24 protein-coding genes and 1 pseudogene are annotated in these 22,968 nt (G+C 61.7%); 17 read left to right on the top strand and 8 right to left on the bottom strand.

The features are described 5' to 3' along the window. Window positions 1-82 precede the first annotated feature (82 nt). The 7 genes from QZ409_RS07535 to QZ409_RS07565 all read left to right on the top strand — a co-directional run bounded on the left by QZ409_RS07535 (window position 83) and on the right by QZ409_RS07565 (window position 10,119). Window positions 83-1,123 carry a glycosyltransferase family 4 protein gene (locus QZ409_RS07535; protein ID WP_296708803.1) on the top strand — a complete coding sequence of 347 codons (1,041 nt, stop codon included), beginning with the start codon at window positions 83-85 and terminating at the stop codon, window positions 1,121-1,123. Next, entirely contained in the window at window positions 1,114-3,096 is a 1,983-nt protein-coding gene (locus tag QZ409_RS07540; protein ID WP_296708805.1) for an acyltransferase family protein, read from the top strand. Before QZ409_RS07535 ends, QZ409_RS07540 begins: the two co-directional genes overlap by 10 nt. Window positions 3,097-3,110: 14 nt before the next feature. Further along, complete coding sequence (locus tag QZ409_RS07545) at window positions 3,111-3,938, top strand: hypothetical protein (protein WP_296708809.1); 828 nt, start codon at window positions 3,111-3,113, stop codon at window positions 3,936-3,938. Window positions 3,939-3,993: 55 nt separating this feature from the next. Beyond that, the gene (locus QZ409_RS07550) at window positions 3,994-5,163 is read left to right on the top strand and encodes a glycosyltransferase family 4 protein (RefSeq protein ID WP_296708812.1); all 1,170 of its coding nucleotides are present in this window, start codon (window positions 3,994-3,996) and stop codon (window positions 5,161-5,163) included. A 389-nt stretch (window positions 5,164-5,552) separates the two neighbouring features. Further along, complete coding sequence (locus QZ409_RS07555) at window positions 5,553-7,364, top strand: trypsin-like peptidase domain-containing protein (RefSeq protein ID WP_296708817.1); 1,812 nt, start codon at window positions 5,553-5,555, stop codon at window positions 7,362-7,364. Window positions 7,365-7,420: 56 nt separating this feature from the next. Then, a complete protein-coding gene (locus QZ409_RS07560; RefSeq protein WP_296708822.1) occupies window positions 7,421-8,278 on the top strand; it encodes a PP2C family serine/threonine-protein phosphatase in 858 nt (285 codons plus the stop codon). After that, complete coding sequence (locus QZ409_RS07565; RefSeq protein ID WP_296708824.1) at window positions 8,275-10,119, top strand: serine/threonine-protein kinase; 1,845 nt, start codon at window positions 8,275-8,277, stop codon at window positions 10,117-10,119. The genes QZ409_RS07560 and QZ409_RS07565 overlap by 4 nt, the downstream gene beginning before the upstream one ends. Window positions 10,120-10,143: 24 nt before the next feature. Here QZ409_RS07565 and QZ409_RS07570 read toward each other — a convergent pair whose 3' ends face one another. After that, window positions 10,144-10,446: a hypothetical protein gene (locus QZ409_RS07570; protein ID WP_296708826.1), complete on the bottom strand. Its 303-nt coding sequence runs from the start codon at window positions 10,444-10,446 to the stop codon at window positions 10,144-10,146. A gap of 318 nt (window positions 10,447-10,764) precedes the next feature. On the opposite strand from QZ409_RS07570, the gene QZ409_RS07575 reads away from it, so the two are divergent. Next, complete coding sequence (locus QZ409_RS07575; protein WP_296708829.1) at window positions 10,765-11,253, top strand: CDP-archaeol synthase; 489 nt, start codon at window positions 10,765-10,767, stop codon at window positions 11,251-11,253. Window positions 11,254-11,276: 23 nt separating this feature from the next. Here QZ409_RS07575 and QZ409_RS07580 read toward each other — a convergent pair whose 3' ends face one another. Further along, a complete protein-coding gene (locus tag QZ409_RS07580) occupies window positions 11,277-12,293 on the bottom strand; it encodes a metallophosphoesterase (RefSeq protein WP_342394828.1) in 1,017 nt (338 codons plus the stop codon). 126 nt (window positions 12,294-12,419) lie between these two features. Here QZ409_RS07580 and QZ409_RS07585 point away from each other — a divergent pair, with 126 nt between their 5' ends. Beyond that, a complete protein-coding gene (locus QZ409_RS07585) occupies window positions 12,420-13,250 on the top strand; it encodes a universal stress protein (protein WP_296708832.1) in 831 nt (276 codons plus the stop codon). A 99-nt stretch (window positions 13,251-13,349) separates the two neighbouring features. Beyond that, window positions 13,350-13,889 carry a cytochrome b gene (locus tag QZ409_RS07590; RefSeq protein ID WP_296708834.1) on the top strand — a complete coding sequence of 180 codons (540 nt, stop codon included), beginning with the start codon at window positions 13,350-13,352 and terminating at the stop codon, window positions 13,887-13,889. A 26-nt stretch (window positions 13,890-13,915) separates the two neighbouring features. Here QZ409_RS07590 and QZ409_RS07595 read toward each other — a convergent pair whose 3' ends face one another. Then, window positions 13,916-14,197 carry a hypothetical protein gene (locus QZ409_RS07595; protein ID WP_296708837.1) on the bottom strand — a complete coding sequence of 94 codons (282 nt, stop codon included), beginning with the start codon at window positions 14,195-14,197 and terminating at the stop codon, window positions 13,916-13,918. A gap of 191 nt (window positions 14,198-14,388) precedes the next feature. Between QZ409_RS07595 and QZ409_RS07600 the strand changes: the two genes are divergently transcribed. From QZ409_RS07600 to QZ409_RS07610, 3 genes are all read left to right on the top strand, one after another. Further along, window positions 14,389-14,727 carry a Rieske 2Fe-2S domain-containing protein gene (locus QZ409_RS07600; protein WP_296708840.1) on the top strand — a complete coding sequence of 113 codons (339 nt, stop codon included), beginning with the start codon at window positions 14,389-14,391 and terminating at the stop codon, window positions 14,725-14,727. Window positions 14,728-14,821: 94 nt separating this feature from the next. After that, window positions 14,822-15,205, top strand: coding sequence for a tautomerase family protein (locus QZ409_RS07605; RefSeq protein WP_296708844.1), 384 nt, complete (start codon window positions 14,822-14,824; stop codon window positions 15,203-15,205). A 33-nt stretch (window positions 15,206-15,238) separates the two neighbouring features. After that, window positions 15,239-15,955 carry a glutathione S-transferase family protein gene (locus QZ409_RS07610; RefSeq protein WP_296708849.1) on the top strand — a complete coding sequence of 239 codons (717 nt, stop codon included), beginning with the start codon at window positions 15,239-15,241 and terminating at the stop codon, window positions 15,953-15,955. A 161-nt stretch (window positions 15,956-16,116) separates the two neighbouring features. Here QZ409_RS07610 and QZ409_RS07615 read toward each other — a convergent pair whose 3' ends face one another. Beyond that, window positions 16,117-16,509, bottom strand: a complete 393-nt coding sequence (locus tag QZ409_RS07615; protein WP_296708851.1) for a phasin family protein — start codon at window positions 16,507-16,509, stop codon at window positions 16,117-16,119. 337 nt (window positions 16,510-16,846) lie between these two features. Beyond that, the gene (locus tag QZ409_RS07620) at window positions 16,847-17,029 is read right to left on the bottom strand and encodes a hypothetical protein (RefSeq protein WP_296708854.1); all 183 of its coding nucleotides are present in this window, start codon (window positions 17,027-17,029) and stop codon (window positions 16,847-16,849) included. A 198-nt stretch (window positions 17,030-17,227) separates the two neighbouring features. Here QZ409_RS07620 and QZ409_RS07625 point away from each other — a divergent pair, with 198 nt between their 5' ends. Continuing rightward, window positions 17,228-17,857, top strand: coding sequence for a trimeric intracellular cation channel family protein (locus tag QZ409_RS07625; protein WP_296708857.1), 630 nt, complete (start codon window positions 17,228-17,230; stop codon window positions 17,855-17,857). Window positions 17,858-18,231: 374 nt separating this feature from the next. Here the strand turns inward: QZ409_RS07625 and QZ409_RS07630 are convergent, their stop codons facing one another. Both QZ409_RS07630 and QZ409_RS07635 read right to left on the bottom strand, forming a co-directional pair. Further along, window positions 18,232-18,948 (bottom strand): Imm52 family immunity protein, encoded by a 717-nt coding sequence (locus QZ409_RS07630; protein WP_296708859.1) that lies wholly within the window; start codon window positions 18,946-18,948, stop codon window positions 18,232-18,234. Window positions 18,949-18,967: 19 nt separating this feature from the next. Continuing rightward, window positions 18,968-19,366 (bottom strand): hypothetical protein, encoded by a 399-nt coding sequence (locus QZ409_RS07635; RefSeq protein WP_296708861.1) that lies wholly within the window; start codon window positions 19,364-19,366, stop codon window positions 18,968-18,970. Window positions 19,367-19,562: 196 nt separating this feature from the next. Here QZ409_RS07635 and QZ409_RS07640 point away from each other — a divergent pair, with 196 nt between their 5' ends. The 3 genes and pseudogenes from QZ409_RS07640 (at window position 19,563) to QZ409_RS07650 (ending at window position 21,832) form a co-directional block, all read left to right on the top strand. Beyond that, window positions 19,563-20,261: a hypothetical protein gene (locus QZ409_RS07640; RefSeq protein WP_296708863.1), complete on the top strand. Its 699-nt coding sequence runs from the start codon at window positions 19,563-19,565 to the stop codon at window positions 20,259-20,261. A 441-nt stretch (window positions 20,262-20,702) separates the two neighbouring features. Next, window positions 20,703-21,446 (top strand): annotated as a pseudogene (locus QZ409_RS07645) (IS3 family transposase); the annotation flags it as partial. A 2-nt stretch (window positions 21,447-21,448) separates the two neighbouring features. Continuing rightward, a complete protein-coding gene (locus QZ409_RS07650) occupies window positions 21,449-21,832 on the top strand; it encodes a hypothetical protein (protein WP_296708867.1) in 384 nt (127 codons plus the stop codon). Between the two features lie 819 nt (window positions 21,833-22,651). Here the strand turns inward: QZ409_RS07650 and QZ409_RS07655 are convergent. Continuing rightward, a partial coding sequence (locus QZ409_RS07655) for a LysR substrate-binding domain-containing protein (protein WP_296708871.1) occupies window positions 22,652-22,968 on the bottom strand: 317 nt, incomplete at its 5' end.

Consider the following 22,968-nt stretch of genomic DNA (forward strand, 5'->3'; position numbering starts at 1 on the left):
GAACTTGCGGTTCCAACCCTTTCGAGGAGCGTTTGTTTTGAAGAAAATCGCAGTCATTGCGCCGCATTTTCAGGAATACTCCTTGAACCTGGCCAATGCTGTCGCCGGTCGCGCGAAGGTTTTGCTGCTGATCGACCGGACGCGTCTCGCCAGCGAATATGCCGACCGGACCACGCCTGTCGCGCCAACGCTCGAATTGCGCGACACGCCTCTGCGCTCCGTGTGGGAAATCCCGCCAATCCTCGCCGCACTGGCGCGCTTCAGGCCCGATGTCATCCATATTCAGGAGCCGTCCGGTTTCATCCGCGCCCTGATCTGCGCCTGCGTCGTCGTCTGTTTCCGGCCGTTCTGCAGGGTTGTGCTGACAGTCCACGACCCCAAGCCCCATTCCGGCCGTGACGCCGCCATCGTCAAGCGGCTGGCGGTGTTTCGCAACATCATCCGCCGTTGGGCGCATGTCGTGCTCGTCCACGGCGAGAGTTGCCACAAGGATTATCTCAGCCTGCATGATCATCCCGGCCAGTCGGTCATGTCGACCACGCATGGCGTCATCCTGCGCGATGGGCCGCCGGACGCTCCGGCCGAAAATGGCCAGATGGTCATCCTCTGTTTCGGGCGCATGGAGCATTACAAGGGCCTGAGCGTGCTGAACGCCGCCATCGCCAAACTGTCGGATTTGAGCGCGTCGCTCCGCTTCCGCATCGTCGGCAAAGGGCCGGATCTCGATCTGTTGTCGCCGCAACTGGCGACGCATCCCAATGTGTACATCGAGAACGAATTCGTTCCCGCCTCCCGCCTGATCGAGGAAATCCAGGCCGCGACCTGCGTGGTGCTGCCCTATCTCAACGCGACGCAAAGCGGCGTGCTGGCGGCGGCGCTTGGCAATGGCCGTTTCGCCATCGTCAGCGATGTCGGCGGCTTGCGCGATATTGTCGCGCAGGATCGCAATGGCCTGCTGGTGCCGCCCGGCGATTCCGAGGCGCTCGCCGAAGCGATCCGCCGCGTCGCAAGCGATAGCGATCTACGGCGCAGGCTCTCCCAAGGCGCCCGCCAATTGGCGGAGCAGGAGCTGGACTGGGGCCGGATTGTATCGAACACCTGGGATGTCGCCTATTGCAGCTGAAATATCGCTCAGACATTGACGGCCTGCGCGCCATCGCTGTTGTGGCGGTCGTGATCTTTCACGTCGCGCAATCCGTGCTCAGGGGCGGATTTGTCGGCGTCGACGTGTTTTTCGTCATCTCGGGCTATCTGATCAGCCTCGGGATCGTGGATGGCGTAGCGAACGGGACCTTCACGCTCGGCCGGTTCTACACCAACCGCGCCCGCCGCATCGCGCCGGCCTATCTCGTCCTTCTCGTCATCGTCACATGCGTCGTGGTCGCCGTCGCATTTCCCGCCGAAACCAGCAATTTCGGCGCGGCGCTGATCGCCGCGATCTTTTCGGTCAGCAATATCTATTTCTGGATGACGACCAATTATTTCTCCGTGGCGGCCGAGGAGCTGCCTCTGCTGCACACCTGGTCTCTCTCGGTCGAAGAGCAGTTCTATTTCTTCTTCCCCCTGCTCCTGCAATTTACGCTGAAGCGCGGGCGACGGACCACGCTGATCGCCCTGACGTCGCTTTTCGTCGCGTCACTCGCGTCCAGCGCCGTGCTTGTGCATATCTGGCCGATCGGGACATTCTATTCCCTGCCGACGCGCGCATGGGAATTGCTTCTCGGCTCCTTGCTGGCGCTCGAATATCGCTGGCGCGACAGCCATTCTTTCCGCCCCTCGGGCGCGCTCGTGTCAGCCATCGGCGGCGCCGGCCTGCTGGCCATGGCCTATGCGATCTATTTCTACGATTCCACCATGCCCTTCCCCGGTCTGGCGGCGGCCCTGCCCTGCTTGGGCGCGGGCGCCGTGCTCTATTCAGGCAGCGTCCAGACGACGCCCGTCTCGCGGATGCTGTCCGTGGCGCCCATGCGCTTTGTCGGCAAAATCTCCTATTCGCTCTATCTGTGGCATTGGCCCATTCTCGTGATCCAGAAGATCGCGCCTTTCATTCCCGGCTCCGAATCCAAGGTCGTGGCTCGTGGCGGCGTCATCGTCCTGTCCTTCGTCGCCGCCGCCCTGTCCTGGCGTTTCATCGAACAGCCCACCCGCAACCGCTCGTTCGTTCCCCCGCGCCTGCTGGTTCGAAGCGTCGTCGCCGGCGCTGGCGCGCTCTGCCTGGGCGGGCTGGTCCTCACCGCGACCGCCGGCTTGCCGAACCGCTATGCGCCCGACGTTCTGGCCGTCACGCGATATCTCGATTACGATCAGGTTCCGCAATTCCGCGTCGGAACCTGCTTCCTGACCCGGGAGCATGGTTTCGCCGATTTTGACGCCAGGTCATGCCTACCGGCCCTCCCCGGCAAGCCGAATATTCTGGTCGTCGGCGACAGCCATGCGGCTGCTTTGGCGCATGGCCTGCGCGATGTCTTCAGCGGCGCCAATATTCTCCAGATTTCCGGCGTCGGCTGCCCGCCGCTGGTCGTCACGCAGCCTGATTCCCCCGCCTATTGCGCGAAGCTGCTGGATCTCGCCTTCCGCTCCCTGCCGGACGAGCGTAAGCTTTCGGCCGTGTGGCTGGTCGGGCGCTGGAACCTCGGCCGGGTCGGCGCCGCTCCGGGCTGGAGAGTCGAATGGCTCGACGATCTGCGCGACACCATCGCGAATTTGCGCGCGCGCGGCCTGCCTGTCGTCCTGATCGGCCCAATGCCCGAATATTCGACCGAATTGCCGCGCCTGATCGCGCGCGAAATGCAGACAGGGGGAAAGGCGACGCCCGCCGCCTCACTCACCGCATCGAGCTTGCGCCTGGATGAGATCATGGAGGCTTTCGCTCGCGAACAGGGCGTGTCCTATGTTTCGCTTCGGAACGCCCTGTGCCCGGACGGCGTTTGCACAACACGGGCCGACGGCGCTCCGCTGCAATTCGACACCGATCATCTGAGCGATCGCGGATCGGATTATCTTGCTGCGCGCATCAGGTCGCAACTCGCGGCTTTTTCTCCAGACCTGAACCGCGCCGTCGCGCTCCCCGCGGTCGAGAGCCGCGCCACCCCGTGAAAGGCCGCAACCTCATGTCCGCAAAGCTGAGTTTGACAAATCTGGCGCCGCTTTTCCTTTGCGCCGCCTTCTTTGCCGCCCCCCAAGCCGCATTCGCGCAAGTCCAGGACAAATGCGCGGGCTCACAGGATTTTATCCGCGACAAGCAGCCCCATGCGCAGGGCCATTACATGTCCTATCTCGCGCCCTGGAATAAGGGCGCGCTGGTCGAGGGACAGGGTTATTGGGAATGTCTCGCCTACAACCGCGAGACCTATCCCCATGGCCAGACCATCGCCTGGTCCTGGCCCGACCGGCCGCCGCCCTCGCGCGGCGTCTATAATTTCCTCGCGGTGAATTTCGGCAATTACTATGACACGGTCGTTCCGCAGCCGGTTCCGCCCAAAGCGGTCGGCGACATCAAGACGTTGACGCAAAGCTTCGACCTCGCGATCAGCGGCGACCTGGACGGATTCGACGTCATCAATGATTTCTTTTTGACGCGCGAACCGGGAAAGTTCGACAACAAGCTGTTTGAAGTCGAGATATTCTTCCATACGCCGGGCTATTCGCATGATTACGCGCGCAGCTCCACACAGGTCGGCAAGATCAAGGCGTCAGGGATCGAATGGACGGTCAGCGTCGACAAGCGCGCAGCCAATGGCCATGACATCCTGATTATCCCGGAGGGCGGCGCGGATCTGCTCTCGCACACCATCGACATCAAGGCGATCCTCGATCAGCTGGTCGCCGCGCAGGTGCTGACCGGCCGCGAATATTTCAATGGCATGGGCCTTGGCGTGGAAGTCCGCCGCGGTGCCGGAACCCTTGCCATCAAGAAGCTTTCGACAAGCTATGAATAAGCACGAGCGGGGCCCTGCCGAGGCCGAAGGAAATGCTCAACCGCTGGAGGCAAATGTGACTGAAGCGCTGGTGGCGGACTCTCACGCCCATTCAAGCGAGCGGCTTTCGAGCGCTCCGGCGACGAAGCCGCGTCAAATCGTGATGATGGTCTCGCATTATCCCGCCGGAGGCGCGCAGGAAATCATGGCCGATATCGGCCACGGCCTTGCCGTGAAAAACGCGGGAGTCAAATTGCTCGCGCTCTATCCGCTCGCCGATCCGCCCAAGCCCGGCGAAGACGACTGGTCCTGCGTCGTCCAGACCAAGCCGAAATCCGTTTTCGGCTTGCTGCGCCTGGCCTGGACCCTTCTGCGCAAATTGCGCGAAAGCTCGCCTGACGCCGTGATCAGCGCCCTGCCCGCCGCCAATATCGCCGCCATATTCGGGGCTGCGCTCGCCGCGCCCAAGGCGCGCGTGATCATCACGCATCATTCGCCGATCCAGACCCACAACAAGGTCTTCACCACGATCGACAGCTGGCTTGGCGCATGGCGCAATGTTTCCGCCATCGTTTCAGTGTCGGACGCCGTGGGGGAGTCTCTCAAGGAAAAGCCCGCCGCCTATCGCGCCAAATGCCGGACGATCCGCAACGCCCTGCCGCCGCGCATTGAAAAGGCGCTGGCCGAACTGGTCGAAAAGCGGGGCGAACGGACGTCCATTCCAAGAACCGTGATCGCGACGGGACGCCTTTCGCGCCAGAAGAACTATCCCGTCCTGCTGCGTGCGGCGACGCATCTGCGCGACGTCAAGATCCTGATCGTCGGCGGCGGCGCGGATATGCAATCGCTTAAGGCCCTCGCACAGGAATTGAAGGTCGAGGACAAAGTCGAGTTTCTGGGTCACAAGCCGCGCGAGGAAGCGCTCGCCTTGCTGGCGAATGGCGGCATCTTCGCCCAGCCGAGCCTGTTCGAGGGCCACAGCCTCGCTCTGGTTGAGGCCGCCAAGCTGCATCTGCCTTTGATCGTGTCCAATGTGCCCGAGCAGGTCGAGGCCATCACGATGGCCGATGGCGCGATTTGCGGCATGCTGGTCGATCCGGCGGACGATCGCGGCCTCGCTGAGGCGATCAGCCGGACTCTCGATGATCCTGACGCCTATCGGCAATGGTGCGCGAAGTCCAAGGCGCTGGCGGACTCGCTTCGATACGACGACATGATCGCCGCTTATGAGGAACTTCTGCGCTGACCGACGGCGGTTTGAACCGGTCGAAGCCGAGAGCGAAGAAGCAAAATTGACGCGCAAGGCTGCATCGGTCGTCTAGCGAACTCTCGCCTAAATCAGCCTCGCCATGAACCGCCTCATGCTCACTGCGGCTAATCGGCGTTGCCGCGGACGCGGATCAAAATCCGGACATTCGACGAAGTCCGGCGATCGAATTGAAACAAAACAATTTCCTTTAAAAAGCGCGGAACTTCTCGCGGTTCGATGCGTTTTGGCAAAAGCTTTGCCATTGGATGCTGGACCGCCGCGCGTTGCAAATTTCGCCAGAGAGCCCTTCGCGGTCATCGGAAATACATAGAAAAAGGCATTGATGGTTCGGGGCGGGGCCATGAGCGGCGTTCGTGGGGGATGCAATGTCGGAAAAGTCTAATACTCAAATCATTCTTCGCTTTATTTCGGGCGCCAAGATCAATCAGATTGACCCATTCGCGCTCGCCGACACCACGGAAATAACATTTGGCCGCGAGGCCGGCTCCTCTGTCAGGTTTGACGACCCGAAAGACGATGTCGTGAGCCGCAAACATGCGATCCTGCGTGTCAAGAACAAGGATCCATTGTCCTTTGCGATTGAAGATCTCAACAGCAGCAACGGAACCTTCGTCAATGGCCAGCAGGTCCATGGCGAAACGGAATTGCTGCCGGAAGACACAGTCGAATTCGGCAAGGGCGGTCCCAAATTCTCCTTCGACGTGCAGCCGCGCCCCGACAACATGGCCGCGCGCACGCGGGTGATGAGCGCGGTCGACGCCACCGCCACAAGGGCCGTGGACGCGAAGGTGACGCGGGCGGCGGCGACTGCCTCCACGGAAAGCCCGACCTCACAGACGGAGGCGCCCGCCAAAGCCGCGATCGGCAAGAATACCGTCCTGACGATGCTTTCGGACGAAAGAAAAAAGACCAGCGAAGTCTGGAAGAAAGCTGTCGCAGCGATCATCGCCTTCGTGGTGGTCGGCGGCGGCGCCCTTTACTGGCGCCTGCAAAAGGACTCCGAAGCCCAGGCCGCGAAAGTCGCGGCGGAGGCGTCCGCGTCAGCGTCGCAGCAGCTTCATCCAGTGCTCCAGCAGCTTGGAACCAGCGCGGGCGATATCGTCAACAAATATGGCAATTCGACAGTCTGGATCACCTTCAGCTGGCGGCTGTTCGACAAGGAAACCGGGCGGCCGATTTTCCACAAGGCCTTTACCTTTGGCGATGGACAGCAGCGAACGACTCTTCCCGCCTATCTCAAAATCGGCGGCAAGATCTATCCCTGGTTCACGACCGAGGACGAAGAGCACCATAATTATGAAGTCAAGCATGTTGCGGCGGGCAGTGGCTTTGTCGTCAACGAGCAGGGCTTCATCCTGACCAACAAGCATGTCGCGGCGGGATGGATGGTTCAGACGGAACCCGAGCGCTATCTTGGAAATTATGGCATCCAGAACGCCTTCATCATCACGCCGCTCGAGAAGAAAAAGCCGCTGATCGAGGTCGTGTCGCTGAAGAGCTTGCCGGGCGAAATCAGGCGCTGGATTCCGGCGGAAGACGGCGGCGTGCTGTTCAATTCAAGAACTGCGAATGTCTTGTCAGGCAGCTTGCGGGGCACGGATATGGCGACGCCCTCGAACAACGCCAGCTTGTTCGGGAAGAATGAATTCCTGGAAGTGCGCTTCCCAGGCAGCGGCCTGAGCATCAATGCGACGAACGTGCGGGAATCCACGCTCGCGGACGCCGCACTCATCAAGATCGACAGCCCCCAGGCGCTGACGCCGGTCGAGCTTGCCACCGATGACAGTGTCAAGGTGGGAGAGCGGATGATCGTTCTCGGCTATCCCGCAATTTCGACTTCGACGCTGATGGAGCAAAGTTCTTCAGAGCGTGGCCAGCGGCGGTCGCGCGTGGAAGTGATCCCCGAGCCTACGGTCACGGAAGGCATCGTCTCCAAGCTTGGCGTGGAAACGACCCAGTCCGGAAACACGGTGGTGCGCGGAACCTTGGGCGACGCCTTCCAGCTCGGCATCAACACCACGGGCGGCGGCAATAGCGGCGGGCCGGTGTTCAATTCCTCCGGTAAGGTCGTCGGCTTGTTCACCTATGGCGGGTGTATTCTCGGCGACGCCTGTGTCAGCTACGCCGTGCCGATCAAGCATGGGCGCTATCTCCTCAACCCTCAAAGGGCGCAGTAGGCATGACGAACGCGGCGGGTTCTCCGCAATCGGCAAGGCTTCGGATTGCGGGGGCGATGTTGTCTGATGTGGGCCGCGTTCGCACCCTGAACGAGGACGCCGTCGCCTTTGTCATGCCGGCCGGCGACGCCACGACGGACGACAAGGACAGCCTGTTGCTCGTCGCCGACGGCATGGGCGGGCATGCGGCCGGCGAAGTCGCCAGCGCGCTGGCGTCCGAAGTCGTGCGCCGCGTGTTCTTTTCCTTGACGGGCGAGGCGCCGGACCTGCTTCGCAACGCCTTCGACGCGGCCAATGAGGCGATCCTCGATTACGGCCAGCAACATCCCGAGAGCGCCGGCCTGGGGACCACCTGCACCGCGCTCGCGGTTCGCGGCGGCCGGGTCTGGCTGGCCCATGTCGGCGACAGTCGCGCCTATTTGCTGCGCGACGGGGCGCTGACCCAGCTCAGCCAGGATCAGACGCTGGTCGCGAAAATGGTGCGCGACGGCGACATGACGGCCGAAGAGGCCCGGATCAGCATCCACAGCAACATCATCCTGCAGGCGCTGGGAACCAAGCCTGACGTCGAGCCGGAAATCTGGACGGAGGGTCTCGCCATCGCGCCGGGCGACGCCATCATCCTGTGCACGGACGGCCTGCATGGGCTGGTTTCGGATGAGGTCATCGCCGAAATCGCGGGGCGCCTTGCGCCGGGCGACGCCTGCGCGGCCTTGATCCAAAAGGCGCTGGACGCGGGCGGGCATGACAATGTCTCCGTTGGGGTGTTCCGCCTGTCTTCGACCGGCGAAACTCCCCGCGACCGCACATCGACGGAAACTCGCCAAATCAAGGCCTTTGACGCCCCAACCGGCGATACCGACGACGTCAGCCGCGCGACCCGCCGCTTGCCGGCTTTTGCGAGGCAGCCATGAGCCAGACACGCCGCATTGGACAATTCGAGATCACCGACCAATTGGGCGAAGGAGGAATCGGCCGCGTCTATATTGGGAATGACACGATTCTGGATCGGCAGGTCGCGATCAAATCGCTGCGGCCGGAGCTGGTCAATGACAGCTCCTTCGTCGACCGGTTCCGCATGGAGGCGAAGAGCCTCGCGCGGCTCAATCATCCCAATATCACGACGCTTTACACGCTCCACGAGGAAGCCGGTCATCTCTACATGATCATGGAGCTTGTGCGCGGCCGCACGCTCGAAGCCATTCTGCAGGACCGCGCAACGCCCTTCACGACAGAGGAGGCGCTCGCGATTGTCGCACAAGCGGCGGACGGTCTGGCCTACGCGCATGAAATGGGCATCGTTCATCGCGACATCAAACCCGCCAACCTGATCCTGACGGGCGGCGGCCTGCTCAAGATCATGGATTTCGGCATCGCCCGCCTGCAGGGATCGCAGCGGATGACGCGCGACGGCAGCGTGGTCGGGACGCTCGCCTATATGTCGCCGGAACAGTGCCGTGGCCAGGAAGCCGACGGACGGAGCGATCTCTACAGCCTCGCAATCGTGCTGTACGAGATGCTGACCAAGGATGTGCCATTTTCAGCGTCGAGCGATTACGACCTGATGCAGGCCCATATCAACAATGCCCCCGTCCTGCCGTCGCGGCGCGCGCCGGGGATACCGCCGCATGTGGAAAGCGCCCTGATGAAGGCGCTGGCCAAACGGCGCGAGGATCGATTTGCCACGATCACGGAATTCAAGCAGGCGCTGGGAGCGCCAGCGTCGCGCACCGAGGCCGTGAATATCGTGCATGGCGTCACGCGGCTCATCGGCTCATCCATGACGGCGCATTCGCAGCCCCTTATTTCGGCTGCGTCGCGCGTCTCGCAGTCGGTGCGCAAGAGCGATCTCCCCTTCGCCTTGAGCGGCGTTGCGGTCGGCGTCGCCGCCGCGCTCCTGTTCGCGGCTGCGATCATCTTCTGGCCGAGCGCCCGCGACACGGGTACGAAGACTGCGGATCTGGGGTCGACCAAGGCCGTCGGCGTCGTCGCGCCTCAGGTCGCGCGGCAAAGCCAGAATCCCTATTTCCTTCCTGCAGCCGAAAACAAGCCGACGTCGGCTCCCAATTCCAGCGGCGCGACCAAATTGGGCTCGGGAGGGAGCCGGCCCCCTTTTGACGTCGCCGCCGAGCCGAATGGCGGCGGCGGAGCGGCGCAGGCGGCGGCGGAAGTCAAACGGCCCGCCGACAGCGCCGGCTCCGGCGCCCCCGCGCAGGTGACGGTTACGCCGCCGGTAAAAGTCGAGCCCCCATCGACGCCAGTTCCGAAGGAACGCAAATACACGTCGAAAGAAGTCGTCGCGGCTTATGAAACAAAAGACTTCGCTTCGGCGCGCGAACGCGCCGAAACCTGCGCGAAAGACGGCGACGCCGATTGCCAGTTCTATCTCGGGCGAATGTTCGAAGGCGGATTTGGCGGGGCCCAGAATGCTGGCGCCGCCGCCGAATGGTATCGCAAGGCCGCGGAAGCGGGCCAGGCGAGAGCCTGCTACAATCTCGGCGTTCTCTATTCGAAGGGCAATGGCGTGCCGCTGGACCCGCGCATGGCCGCCGACTGGTTTTCCAAGGCCGCTTACATGAACTATGCGCCCGCGCAGTTCAATCTGGCCTGGCTCTATGAAACGGGCTCGGGCGTGCCGCGAGATGTGGAACTGGCGCGGCGCTGGTACGGGGAAGCGGCAAAAGCCGCCGACCCGCAACTCGCGGCCAAAGCACAGGACGCCCTGAATGAATTGAACGCAAAGCGCCGGCGCTGACGCGGGCGTCCTTCGCTGCGCCCCTCAGTCGGTCGTCCCCATGAGACCCCTGCCGCTCTTGCCGCCACCGCCACCAGACGACGCGGTCGAGCGATGGCTGCGGCTCGGGGCGCGCGCATGATGGCTGTGATGGCGGCCAGCGCGCGCGCTATGAGAATAGTGATGGTGACGGCCGCCGCCGTGAAAGCGGAGGCCGAAAGGAATACGGAAATAGAATTGCGCTTCCGCCGACGGCGCCGGAATGCTGATCACAGCCATCGGAGCGAGAAAAATGGCGATCGCCAGCGCCCTGACGCTGAACGCCTTGCCGAAACTGCCCAAGGACATGTCAACTCCTTGTTCCGATAGGAATTCGCGGATAACCCCAGATGGCGACCCGACGAAAGCCGCTGCAATCAATGACGGAAATTTTCTGCATTTTCATGATACCGGAGCGCTTGCCTTGCGCAATAGTTCCCCGTTCCCCGCTTGCAATAATTATGAACAATTCCGCCGTTTTTTCGTGAACGCAAGAATGATGCGATCCAGGCTCGGCCGCAATGGGCGCGGTTCAAGGGCGCCGTCAACGTCAAGCTCGCTTGTCGGGCGTTGAGGACTACGCCACCATGCGCGAAACGCGCATTGCTTCGGAAAGGCGCGAGCGCAATGAACCTTGCTCTGATCTTGCAGCTCCTTGTCTTGCTGACCGTGGCCAATAGCGCACCCGTCGTGATCAAGAGAATTTTCGGCGGCGCTTTCGCATGGCCGCTCGATTTCGATTGCCGGCTCCGAGACGGCGAGCCCCTGCTCGGCAAATCCAAGACGCTACGGGGCGTCGCGGGCGCGATCTTCTGCGGCGCGGTTGCGGCGCCGCCAATCGGCCTCGACTGGCGGATCGGCGCCTTGACGGCGGCCGGCTCCATGGCCGGCGATCTGACGTCGAGCTTCATCAAACGGCGGCTTAGGATGCGGTCAAGCAGCATGGCGCGAGGCCTCGATCAAATTCCCGAAGCCCTGTTTGGCGTCCTCGCCGCCCGGGCTGCGATACCGATTGGCGTCGCCGAAATCGTCATTGTCACGCTGGTCTTCTTTTGCGGCCAGGTGATCGTTTCACGCGGCGCCCATGCGATGGGCCTTCGCGACGAGCCCTATTGACGCCCCTCAGCCAAGGCTCTTGCTCAGCCAAGGCTCTTGAGCCGATGCAACGTGACTTCCGGCGGGCAGTTGAAACGGACCGGCACGATACTGGCGCCGGCGCCGACCGACGTATAGCCGTCCATCTCGCCATAGCGCCATGCGCCGCGCGCCAGCCGACGCGGCATATGCGCGTCGATGGTGATCGGCGCGCCGCCGGGAAGGCAGATCTGGCCGCCATGGGTATGGCCCGCCAACATGAGGTCAAAGCCCGCGTGAGCGGCCTGCCGATAGATTTCGGGCGTGTGGGACAGCAGGATCGAATAGGATTCCGGCGGGATTTCGTCTGCGGCGGCTTCGAGATTGTCTACGCGAAAAAAATGCGCGTCATCGACGCCGGCGAGATAGATCCGGGCGCCGCCGCGCTCGATGGCGACATGTTCATTCAACAGCATCCGAACGCCCATGCGCTCCAGGTCCGGGACGAGGAGAATGGTGTCGTGATTGCCAAGCACGGCGAAGGTGTCGCCGCGCAACGCCTGGCGAAGGCGATAAAGGCCGCGCAGGCAGGCGTCGGCAGAGCCGAAGGTCTTGCCCCGATAATCGCCCGTCATCACGCACAGGTCATAGGGAAGATCGGAGAGTATCTCCGTCACCCGCCGCATCGCCCGTTCGCTCAGGTCGACGTGCAGGTCGGAAAGATGCAGAATTGCAAAACCGTCGAATGCGGGCGGGATCTTGTGCGAGGCGACGATATTTTCGCGCAACTCAACCCTGGCGGCGTTCGCGTGGCCGCGCCAATAGGTCCCCGTCAAGCGCAGGACCATTTCGATCAGAGCATGCGACCAGGGAAGATTCTCGATATGCAGGAAGGTCAGCCCCTGACCGAAAACCTGCGCTTCGTGGTCCTTCTCGATTCCGATGCGCTGGCGGGCGTGAAGGCGGCCGAGACGGCTGTCCAGGCAACGCTTCGCCTCGTCGGGGGACATGAACGCAGGCGGCTCGCCAAGCTCCCGCGAGGGCGCGCCGGGGACGTCCAGCTCTTCGCTTTCCTGTGCCACCTGCCAATCCTCTTCGATCTCTAGGCCGATTTGGTCGCGGCGCGAATTGATTCAACGCAACGCGGCGGCCCTGCTAGGCTCCCAATCTCGTCGCCTGCATAATGCCTGAAACCCGGATAACGAATCATGGCGTACAAGACCATTCAGCTCCTCGTAAACGTCAACGAAGACGCCAAACCGAACGCGGTGGTCGAATTTGCCATTGAATTCGCTCGCCGGGAAGGCGCGCATTTGTCTGCGCTCGGAATTCCGCAACTGGTCGACTTTCCGATTGGCCGGCTGTTACCCCTTGCCGACGCAATTATCGACCAGATCAATGACGAGCGCCTTACCAAGGCGACCAGCCTTGGCGACCATTTCGAAGTCTCCGCGCGCCTGGCCGCAATCACAGCGGATTGGTCTGTCGCGCAACTGGCGCCGGCGGCCGCGAGAAAGGCCGCCATCGCGGCTTCGCGTGTCTGCGACCTGGTGATCGCGCCGAAGTCGAAAGGCGTCCTGTCCGCAGAGGAAAGCCTGATCGAAGCGGTTCTGTTCGGTGCCGGCCGTCCGGTTCTTATCGTTCCGCCCGAATGGGAGGCTGGCCCCCTGCTCGATCATGTCGTTGTCGCGTGGGATGGCGGCGCAAGGGCGGCCCGCGCGGTTGGCGACGCCATGCCGCTGCTGGAAAAGGCCGGGCGGGTCGAAGTGGTCTGCGTGACGCCGGATCATAGTGGCGAAGTCCTCGGCGCCGAGCTTGCCCGCCATTTGAGCCGTCACGACGCGAAGGTGAGCGTCACGGATCTGCCGCTCAGAAACGCCGATGCCGGTCGAACCCTGATGGATCATCTCTGCGCGATGCGTCCCAGCCTGTTCGTCATGGGCGCTTTCGCCCACGCGGCCTTGCTCCAGCATGTCATCGGCGGAACGACGAGCCTGATGCTGACCGACGCCAAGGTGCCGGTGCTATATTCATATTGATGAAACGACACGGGTTTGACCTCGTCGATTGGCATTGCGACGTGTCAATGCGCGGTGACGCAACCGCCCTATGCTCATAATTTCAAAATGGAGGCCATGATGGCTTTTGCTCAACGATATAGCGCGGTTGCGATCGCGCTCCATTGGTCCATCGCGATCCTCATTGTCATCGCTTTCGGTCTGGGCCTGACGGTCGACAATTTCCCCAAGGAAATCAAGGGCGCGGTCATCAACTTGCACTCCCTGATCGGCCTGACCGTTCTGGTCTTGTCGCTCGCGCGTCTCTACTGGCGGGCGACCCATCCGGCGCCCCCGCTTCCGCAATCCATGACTCCCATCGCCCGCCTGGCGGCGCATGCCGCCCATATCGCGCTTTACCTGCTGATGATCGCGATTCCCTTGATCGGCATTCCAACCTTGCTTTACCGAGGTCGCGGGCTGGATTTCGGCCTGTTCCAGATCGCGTCGCCATTCGAGCGGACGCCCGACATCTACCGGCCCCTGACCGAACTCCATGAACTGGCGTCCTTCGCCCTGATAGGGCTGGCAGCCGCCCATGTGCTCGCGGCGCTCTATCATCATTTTATCGGCAAAGACGACGTTCTGACGCGGATGCTGCCGCCGCGCAGCCCGAGCTGAAGCAGCGGCCCGCTCGGTCAAATTCCCTAATCCCGTTTCGCCTTTCCGCCGGAAAGGCTTCGGCGCATTTTCCCGACGTGCAAACGGAGACGGCGCGCGGCGCCTTTCAGGCGCCGCAACATCCGCTCGGCCCAGAGAAAGTCGATCGCCAGCAAGGAAAGTCCGAGCGGCGCCATCCAGAATCCCAAAATCGGCAAAAAGCCGAACAAGCCGCCGAACAGCAGCGCCAGCCCGATGGGAATTCTGAGCCAGCGACTGCGCGGATCGCGGAGCCGGGCGAGGAAGGAAGCGAACCATCCGTTGCGCATCTTGCGGCGTCCGTGGGTTCCATTATCGCGGCGCGCGATCAAATCCGTCCGCCTCCGGATGGCGCAAAACGGATTGGGCGGGACGTCACTTTCGCGACAATCCCCTCCCTTGCCGCGCGGCCCGGCAGGTTTTTTGCTGGCCCGCAACTTGCCTGTTTCGGCCAGACCTTCATTTTTAGAAGTAGATCCCGATGGCTTTCACCTTCGTCTGTGACACAAACGCCGTCAAGGAAGGCGGCATGGGCATCTTTCAAGCCGGCCGCAAGAGCGTGCTGCTGGTCTGGCCGACCGGCGGCGAGCTCAAGGCCTATCGCGGGCGCTGTCCGCATGCGGATGTGCCTCTGACCGACGCCACCTTCAATGGGAAGGTCGTCACCTGCCCGCATCATCAATGGGGCTTCGACAGCGCCAGCGGCAAATGCGTGACCCACCTCGTCCGCAACGTGCTGCATCCCTATGAACTGCGCGTCGAGGGCGAGGAAATTCAGGTGGACCTCGGTCCGGCCAAGGCGCCGCGCCCGCAGGCCTGACGAGCGAGCCGAACTCGGCTTTCTCAAATCTCCCCCGATCGCATATGATCGCAAGCGGCCAGTTCGCTTCCGAATGGGCTGCGGGAGAAATATCATGCCTCTGGTTCGCATCGACATGTTGAAGGGCAGAACGCCGGAACAGCGCCGGATCATCGCCGACGTCATCTATGACGCGATGATCTCCACGCTCAATGTTCCGCAGAACGACCGCTTTCAGATCATCTCCGAACACCAAAGCGGCGAATTGCTGATTGACCCGACCTATCTCGGGATCCAGCGTTCGCCGGACGCGATCATCATTCAGATCACGCTGAACGAAGGCCGTTCCGTCGATTTGAAGCGGGCCTTTTACAAGGCCGTCGCCGATGGCCTCCGCGACCGGGCGCATATGCGCACCGAAGACGTCTTCATCAGCCTTGTTGAGGTGAAAAAGGAAAACTGGTCGTTCGGCAACGGCCTCGCGCAATATGCGACCTGATGCGCTCGCGGCCTCGCGCCAGGAACTTCCGCCATGATCACGCTTTTTTCCTATCCCTCGCTTTTCGGCGTGGCCGACAATAATGGCTATGGCTTGAAGGTGTTCGCCTTTTTGCGCCTCGTGGGCCTGCCCTTCGCGTATGAGCATCTGTTCGACGCCTCGTCCGCGCCGCGCGGACAGCTGCCCTTTATCGTCGACGATGGCGAAACCATCGGCGACAGCGAAACCATCATCGCTTATCTGATCCGCAAATATAGCCTGACGATCGACGCCGCATTGGGCGCGCGCGAGCGAGACCTGAGCCTGCTCGTGACCCGCCTGCTCGACGACCTCTATTGGGTGATGTCTTTTTCGCGCTGGAAGGACGAACGCTACTGGCCGGCCTTCCGCGCGGCGCTGCTGAGGGAGCACCCCAGCCTGACCGAGGAGGGATTGGCCAAGGCCCGCGAATTCAATTTCCAGCGCTACCATTTCCAGGGCATAGGCCGATACGCGCCGGAGGCGGCCTACCAGCGCGGCCTTGCCGATCTTGGCGTCCTCGCCGACCTCATTCCCGAGGGCGCGTTCATCCATGGCGCAAAGCCGACCAGCGTCGACGCGGCCGTCTATGGCTTTATCGCCAATATTCATTTTTACGACATCGAGACGCCGCTCAAGCAATTTGTTGCAGAGCGACCGAATCTCGTGCGTCACTGTTTAACGCTCCATAAGACCGTCATGCGTGCGCCCGTCGGCGAAGCGCGCCGCTGACTGGGCGCGGCTCCCCGGAGATCGCCCCATGGTGACGTCCGGCCTCGCCGACGCCTTCATGCGGCTCGGGCCGCCCCTCGAACGACCCGATGATTTCGCTTCACTTATTTGAGATCGGGACTTTTGCTTGTCGTGCAAATGGATCGACGAGAAATCCAGTCCTATGTCCGAGGGGTTTTCTGCGCCGCTTCGATCTGCTTTTTTACGGGCTCGAAAGCGGCAGTGAACACGGCATTCGTCAGTTCGGCGATGCGACGGCTATCATCGGCGGCCTTTGCAAGGCCATCTTTGATCAGCTTTTGCTGCAATTCCATAAACTCCGCCGGGCTTTTCACCGCGCTAAGGGCTTCCATGGCGGCGGTGAGGTTCTTGACATTCCGCTCCGCCAATTCCTGATAGGCTTTGGTCAGTTCCTGAACGGCGGCGGCAGAGCCTTTTCCGCTTTCTGCCAGAGTATTGGAACTGTCTTTCATCATCTTTTGCGCGGCGTCCGTGCTCTTGGACAGGGCGTCGGCGGTTGCTTTGGAGGTCTGCTCCACGGTCGGGTTGGCCATAATTCGAGATCCTTCGTGGTTTGAATGCGATTTGCGAATCCTAATCGTCGATAAAATAGCCGCCAGACTCGGAAACTACTCAAAGGCGCTATGGCGCCGCCGTGCAGCGGCGTCGGGATATTGCTGAAGTCGGGCGACGCCCGGAAGCCTCCCGACAGGTGAGGCATGGTAGCTACTCTATTCCGCCAATCCACATTCCAACTCGATTCGCCTCGAATTCGATGCATTTGATTGAGGGAGATCGATCAACTGGGCTGGGCGCCCCCGGCGTCCGGCGCCCGCTCAATAGCCCTTCCTTGGCGGAACTCGCCTCGCGAACCGGGAGCAGCTCTGCCCCTTAGCTTTGGTGCGGGCCCAGCATCTGCTTGATCGCCGCCTCCACATGCCGCCAGGTCTTTGCGTCCTCGCCTTTGCCGCTTTCCTCACAGGAACGTGCCTTCTGAGCGGCCTCCGCAGCGGCCTTCGCCCCATGGGCATTGAACAGACGCCGCGCGTATTCATGGATTTCGACTTCCTGCATGGCGATCCTCACTCCTTGTTTGACGTTCGGGCGGGGACGTCCGCCCTATCCGCAAGAACGATTGCTCGCCCTGAAGGTTCAGTCACGATTTCGAGGATCGACGTCGTGCGGGCTGAAAACCGCCCGCCATGGACGTGCTGGCGGGCATTTTTGTTTGCCCGATCAGCGACGAGCGCCAGGCCGTGCTATACCGTCGGCATGGACGCCCAAATCACCCTCGCCACAATCGAACCCGTGTTGCGCTGGCTGAATCTCGCCGGACTTTCCGTTTTTGCCGTCTCGGGCGCTTTAGTCGCGGCGCGCCAACGGCTCGATATTATTGCCGCTTGCTTTTTCGCCATTGTCGCCGCCATCGGCGGCGGGACAATGCGCGACATTCTCATCGGCGCGCCCGTCTTCTGGATGCGCGACCCGGCGCCCTTGGTGATATGTCTGTCGGTCGCGGTCGCAGTCTGGCTGGTCCCGCTGCGCTGGTGGCCTGTTCGGGCGCTCGACTGGTTCGACGCCGCCGGCCTCTCCGCCTATTCCGTCTTTGGCGCAGGAAAGGCCTTGAGCGTCGGGATTGCGCCTCTGCCGGCCGCCGCCATGGGAATTGTCACCGCCTGCATGGGCGGCGTGATTCGCGACGTCGTGGCGGGCCTGCCCTCGATCCTTTTACGCAACGAACTCTATGTGACGGCGGCCCTGCTCGCCGCCGCGCTTTTCGTCGGCCTTGACGCCTTGGGCGTCTCGGCGCCAACGGCGTCGCTCACGGCCGCCGCCGCCGGCTTTGCGCTCCGGGGCGCGGCAATCCGCTGGGGACTGGCCCTGCCACGCCACGGCGGCTGAGCCGAGGGCGCGGGAAATGAGCCTTGCTGGCGGCAAGAAGCGCGCGGAGAAAAGGACGCCGTAGCGCCAGCGTCGGGCATGCCCGGGAAAGGGGGGCGTCGGGAAGGCCCAAAGCGCCAAGACCGCTTCCGCCTTGCCGGATAGCTTGCCAGGTCGTCCGCGACAGTTTGCGAAAATCCGCCTTTATCCGCCCTTCGATATTGGACGATTATTGGACACAAGCTGAGCGACTTACGCCAATTGATTGATTTTATTGGCGCTCCACTCAGGATAAAACTGCGAACACCTATGTCATTGAAATTCCCTTGTAAGTTCTGACATGGCCTTGCGCGGTTCTGGTTCAAGTCCGCATGTCCGTACGTGGGTATTGAAATCTACCCCGGACGAAGCGATTCGAGGGCGGCGGCAATCTCTTCGGCGGCGGCGACATGTTGTGGATTGTCGACATCGAATGTTTGCTCCGTCGCGGATAGCAAAATTCCGCCATTGGGCAAATATTCAACGATTGCGGACGCGGGCGGCTTGGCCTGCTGCGCCAGCGCCGGGCAGAGATAACGCATCCATGCCGGGCGAAAATGGGAATCGTATGTCTTGCGTTGGACCAGCCAGTGGCAATTGGCCTCGACGGTTTCGGGGATCCAGGCATCGACGATGGCGAGCAATGCTGAGCGGAAAATGCTGTAGCTGTTGAATTCCGCCGTCGGCTGAACCCATGTATCTTGTCTAAAAATGACGTCATTTGCGAAATTGACGCCGATGCTCTTTCCAGCATGGCATTGTATGGAAAAGCGTCGGTCAGACGCGAGATCGTCGGGCGACCGCACGCCGAACCAATAGCCCGAATTTGGATTGATATCGCCGAAATCGTCACGTTCGATCTTGCTGGCGATGTAGTCGGCAAAATCTCCACGATGCGCCTGCAGATCGTTGTTGCGGTCATAGGTCCACTGACGAAAAATGGGATTGATTGACTTGAAACCGTCGATCATTCGAAAAAATCGCGCTGCAATATCCTGAGGCGTTTCCGCTCGGGGCCCCCACGAGGCAGTGATGAAATAACCGTTGATCCTGGTGGTGATGACTTCGCGCATTTTGATTGGCTCCGCTGTGTCATGGCGCTCTGGCGGGAACATGGAAAATCCTGATTCTTTCATTCAGCGAATCGCGAAAGATGTCGCGCGCGAAGTCGGCAGCTTCCGGCTCCGCGAAAAACCATTCGATGTCGCGGCCGCCGCTCGCCGCTATTTGACTGCTAGCCTGCTTCCGCCAATCCGCGGAAAATACATCTCTGTAGAAAGAGGCCTTTTCCATCATTTCCGCATAGCCCGGCCCCTTAGCCTCGATCATTGTTCCGTCGCTCTCGCGGCAATCGTCGAAAACCACGGATTTCCCGGTTTCCGGATTGATAAGGCTGGCGGCGAGCCCCGGCGGCAAGGGCCGTTGGGGATTGTTCAGAGCGCTGATCTGCTCCTGATAGGCGATGGCGCGGTCCGAAGCGCCATGCGGCACATCGGGCTCGGATCAGGACAAAGCTGCGGCTGATCGGTCTGGCTTTGCGCGCCGGCATCGATCGCCGCGCCTGATCGCGCCGGCGATTCGTCCGCGACATCCGCGAGCGCTGCGCCGTCGAAAACAAGACCGCCGCCGATCGCGCGCGCGACGGGCGTCCCCGTCTCAAGCTCGAAAAAATCCCGTCGCGCCCCTGATGCGCGATAGCAATCGTCTCCGAACCGTCTTCGCTTTGCCGCAGCAAGCGCAGAGAGCCCTCGTCATTGTTGAGGGAATAGCGCAGGTCGGGATCGCCAGGAACCGCTCCCTCCGAAACCACGCTTTTTCCAGGCCAGACAATCGCCGCGCCAAGAACGGCGCCAGTCCCGATCGTCGCCGCAAGGGCTCCAAGTCCCGCGAGAAACGAACTGGTTTCCACGGAACTGAACAAACCTTCCGCCAGAGTTCCTGCGGCGGGTATGGCGACTCCGGCTACCGCCGTGGTCGCGCGAGCTTTCGGCTGCACTGGCTCTGCCGCCGTGTCTCCCGATGTCCATTGCCCGCTGTTGCGGCCATTCCCGGCAGGAACGCGCGGTTGATAGGGATCATATTTCGTCAATGTCACTTGCGGAGCCGCGACATCGAGCAACTTCATCACGGCGTCCGGCGCCATACCCTCATCGAGAAGACTTTCCGCCAAGAACAACCGATAGGTATCTGCTCGATCATCGAGCCTTGGCAGGCGCGCAAAGGCCAATCTTATGTTCGCCAGCGCTTTGTCGCCTTGCTTCCAAAAACGCGCGGCGCTTTCCAGATGAACAAGCAGATCCGAGGGCGGCGATCGACCATAAGCGGCGGCAAGAAGGGCGAGAAGACGAAGCTGGTCGCCGTCGAGCAGAAGAGCCTGCCCGGTTGAAAGGATCGCGGATCATCCGCGCAAGAATGGTTCCGGCGCCGAGAACGAGGCCGTCCTCGTTGATTTCAATGTTGGGAGACAAAGGCCGACGCCAGAGCCGCCGTTCAAATCGTTCGACCGCCGCCCTGCTTTTCACCCGCCCTCTCCATGCTTTCGGCAAAAAATGAGAGAGAAGCTTATCACCGAACGTCGCCCAAGATAAGAACATAAGAAGAACATCTAATGACGCAACGGCCCTGATGGGCAACTGCGCCCGATGGTCAGCGCGCAAAATTCGTCCGTTGCACGCTTAGAAGCGGCGGAGGTATTCGCAGACAAATTGGAACGGTGGCGCGCCACTAAGGATAAAACTGCGAACACTTATCTTATTGAAATATCGTTATGAATCACCCCTAGTTTCGTGGACGCCTTCTTTCCTAAAATTGAGGCAAGGCGGCCGGAATGGGCAAAGGCAATTTCAGCGACGATTTCAAGCGTGATGCGGTACGTCAGATTACCGAACGGGGTTATCGGGTGGCGGAAGTTTCGCAGCGGCTCGGCGTCAGCCAGCCTTCGCTTTATGTGGGGAAGAAGCTGTTGGGCAAGCCGCCTGGCGCCAGCGAAGCCGAGCAAGCCGCTGAGGTCCGCCGGCTGAAGCGCGAACTGGTGCGGGTTACCGAGGAGCGCGACAACCTAAAAAAAGCGGCCGCGTACTTCGCCAAGGATGCAAAGTGGCCCGAAGGGCCGCGCGAAGGCGCGAATTACGCGTTCGTGGCCGAGCATCGCCCGCTGTTTTCGGTGCGGGCGATGTGCCGCTGCCTGCGCATCCATCCGAGCGGCTTCTACGCCTGGCTCAAGGCTCCCATGAGCGAGCGAGCCAATGAGGACGCACGCCAGACCGACCTGCTCCGCGATGCCTGGAAGGACAGCGGCAAGGTCTACGGCTACCGCAAACTCCACGACGATCTCGTCTATCAAGGCGAGACCTGTTGCCCGAACCTTGTCGCGCGCCTGGCCCGTCTGGCCGGCATTCGGGCCGAGATCGGCTACAAGCGCCGCCCCGGCATTTGTGGCGGCCGACCATCGGTCGTCGTCGACAATACGCTCGATCGGCAATTCGATGTCGAGACGCCGGATGTCGCCTGGGTGACCGACATCACCTACATCAAGACGCTGGAAGGCTTTGCCTCTGTCGTTGTGGCGCTGCCGTGAAGAATTTGCCCCATAGCGCATCCCTCCATTCAGGAGATAAGATTGCACCATCAAAATCTGGGATCAAACACACCGCCATCCAGGCCGCCCTGCGCAATCGCATGGATCTGTCGCTGTCCATCGCCATCGGTTCGAGCGTCCAGGTCGCGCTCTTCGTCGCGCCGATCCTGGTCCTCGCAAGCCGATTTTTCGGACCGGCGCCGATGGACCTGGCCTTTCCGGGCTCGCTGGTCCTGCTCATCCTGCTGTCGACGCTCATCACCGGTCAGGTCGCTGGCGACGGGCGCTCGGACTGGCTTCGGGGCGCGCAATTGCTGACGATTTATCTGGTCATGGCCATCAGCTTCTTCTTCCTGCCAGGCGCTTCGGCCTCGCGCTGAAGCCGGTTGCAATCTGCCATCGGCCCATTTGTTTGACGAGTTTCCATGCGACGTCAGCGCTCGATCGGCGCCGACGTCAATGTCCGCCTCCACCATCGGCTCGCCGTCATGTGAACCCAGGAGCCATCCGCAAAATACGGTGTCTTCGTACGGGCAGTTGAGCTGGCCATATTGGCAGTCGCCGCGGGGCTGAAAGGCTATTCCTAATTCTACTTTTGGCAAGCGTAGACTGGGCGTTTGGCCCGGGTATGCGAAGGTACGAATCAACCTCGTTCGCAGCGAGCCCGAACGCGTTAAACAAGGGCTGTTCGATCGGACCCGAAGACCCCCCGGCTCAATCCCTAGTGTGCGACCACGCGCCGCCCACACGCGGTTCCCGCGTGACAATTTTGCGCCACAGTCACTCGCGCCGGAGCAAATATGTCGGCGCCATCGATGCGCGTTCCGACATCGAGTCCGTCGACCATTTCCGCGGGACGGGCGTAAGCGCTCGCGAAAAATTCTTGCGATTTTGCCGGGGCGCTCGCCGCGAGGCAAACAACCACGATTGATGACGTGAGGATATTGTTCATGTCGGCTCTCCTGAGCCTGCGCTGCTTTTCGCGCACCGATGGGGGAAGAGGCGGTCGAGAATCAAAAGACGACCGTCTCGACACGACATTAGAAATAGAAAGGGCTTCAAAAAATTACCACCTCGATAACAGGATTTTGAGAGGGTGCGGCGATATTGCACAGGCTTGGCCACACGTCGCGGCGCTCCGGCGGCTCGTCGGCGGCCAGCACGGAGAACGCCACGCGCGGACGCCGCAAGCTCCCTTCTCATCGGACGGTTCGCCTTCCCCTTGGGAGCGCCAATTCACCGAAAAGCATGCGCTCGAATTCGGCAGCTGCGGGCGGCAGCGAACGCCCTGTCACGCGAAGCCGATAGAGGGGGCGGCTGATCGCCAGTCCAGCCATCTCCACCGGTTTCAAAACGCCCAGGGCGATCTGATCCTTCGCCGCCGCGACGGAGACAATGGCGACGCCGAAGCCTGAGGCGACAAGCTGCTTGATCGCTTCGGTGCTTCCGATCTCGATGGCTTCGCCCGCATGCACGCCCGCTTGTTCGAGCGCCGCGGCGACGACTTCGCGCGTGC

It is taken from the genome of Rhodoblastus sp., assembly GCF_019449565.1.
Lineage (GTDB): Bacteria > Pseudomonadota > Alphaproteobacteria > Rhizobiales > Beijerinckiaceae > Rhodoblastus.

What these genes read in the sequence shown, in the direction of transcription:
- QZ409_RS07545 (WP_296708809.1), top strand. Translation starts at nt 3,111, where the DNA reads ATGTCCGCAAAGCTGAGTTTGACAAATCTGGCGCCGCTTTTCCTTTGC.
- QZ409_RS07600 (WP_296708840.1), top strand. Translation starts at nt 14,389, where the DNA reads ATGGCTTTCACCTTCGTCTGTGACACAAACGCCGTCAAGGAAGGCGGC.
- QZ409_RS07570 (WP_296708826.1), bottom strand. Translation starts at nt 10,446, where the DNA reads ATGTCCTTGGGCAGTTTCGGCAAGGCGTTCAGCGTCAGGGCGCTGGCG.
- QZ409_RS07625 (WP_296708857.1), top strand. Translation starts at nt 17,228, where the DNA reads ATGGACGCCCAAATCACCCTCGCCACAATCGAACCCGTGTTGCGCTGG.
- QZ409_RS07555 (WP_296708817.1), top strand. Translation starts at nt 5,553, where the DNA reads ATGTCGGAAAAGTCTAATACTCAAATCATTCTTCGCTTTATTTCGGGC.
- QZ409_RS07630 (WP_296708859.1), bottom strand. Translation starts at nt 18,948, where the DNA reads ATGCGCGAAGTCATCACCACCAGGATCAACGGTTATTTCATCACTGCC.
- QZ409_RS07605 (WP_296708844.1), top strand. Translation starts at nt 14,822, where the DNA reads ATGCCTCTGGTTCGCATCGACATGTTGAAGGGCAGAACGCCGGAACAG.
- QZ409_RS07595 (WP_296708837.1), bottom strand. Translation starts at nt 14,197, where the DNA reads ATGCGCAACGGATGGTTCGCTTCCTTCCTCGCCCGGCTCCGCGATCCG.
- QZ409_RS07610 (WP_296708849.1), top strand. Translation starts at nt 15,239, where the DNA reads ATGATCACGCTTTTTTCCTATCCCTCGCTTTTCGGCGTGGCCGACAAT.
- QZ409_RS07590 (WP_296708834.1), top strand. Translation starts at nt 13,350, where the DNA reads ATGGCTTTTGCTCAACGATATAGCGCGGTTGCGATCGCGCTCCATTGG.
- QZ409_RS07640 (WP_296708863.1), top strand. Translation starts at nt 19,563, where the DNA reads ATGCGCGATAGCAATCGTCTCCGAACCGTCTTCGCTTTGCCGCAGCAA.
- QZ409_RS07585 (WP_296708832.1), top strand. Translation starts at nt 12,420, where the DNA reads ATGGCGTACAAGACCATTCAGCTCCTCGTAAACGTCAACGAAGACGCC.
- QZ409_RS07575 (WP_296708829.1), top strand. Translation starts at nt 10,765, where the DNA reads ATGAACCTTGCTCTGATCTTGCAGCTCCTTGTCTTGCTGACCGTGGCC.
- QZ409_RS07615 (WP_296708851.1), bottom strand. Translation starts at nt 16,509, where the DNA reads ATGGCCAACCCGACCGTGGAGCAGACCTCCAAAGCAACCGCCGACGCC.
- QZ409_RS07560 (WP_296708822.1), top strand. Translation starts at nt 7,421, where the DNA reads ATGTTGTCTGATGTGGGCCGCGTTCGCACCCTGAACGAGGACGCCGTC.
- QZ409_RS07565 (WP_296708824.1), top strand. Translation starts at nt 8,275, where the DNA reads ATGAGCCAGACACGCCGCATTGGACAATTCGAGATCACCGACCAATTG.
- QZ409_RS07620 (WP_296708854.1), bottom strand. Translation starts at nt 17,029, where the DNA reads ATGCAGGAAGTCGAAATCCATGAATACGCGCGGCGTCTGTTCAATGCC.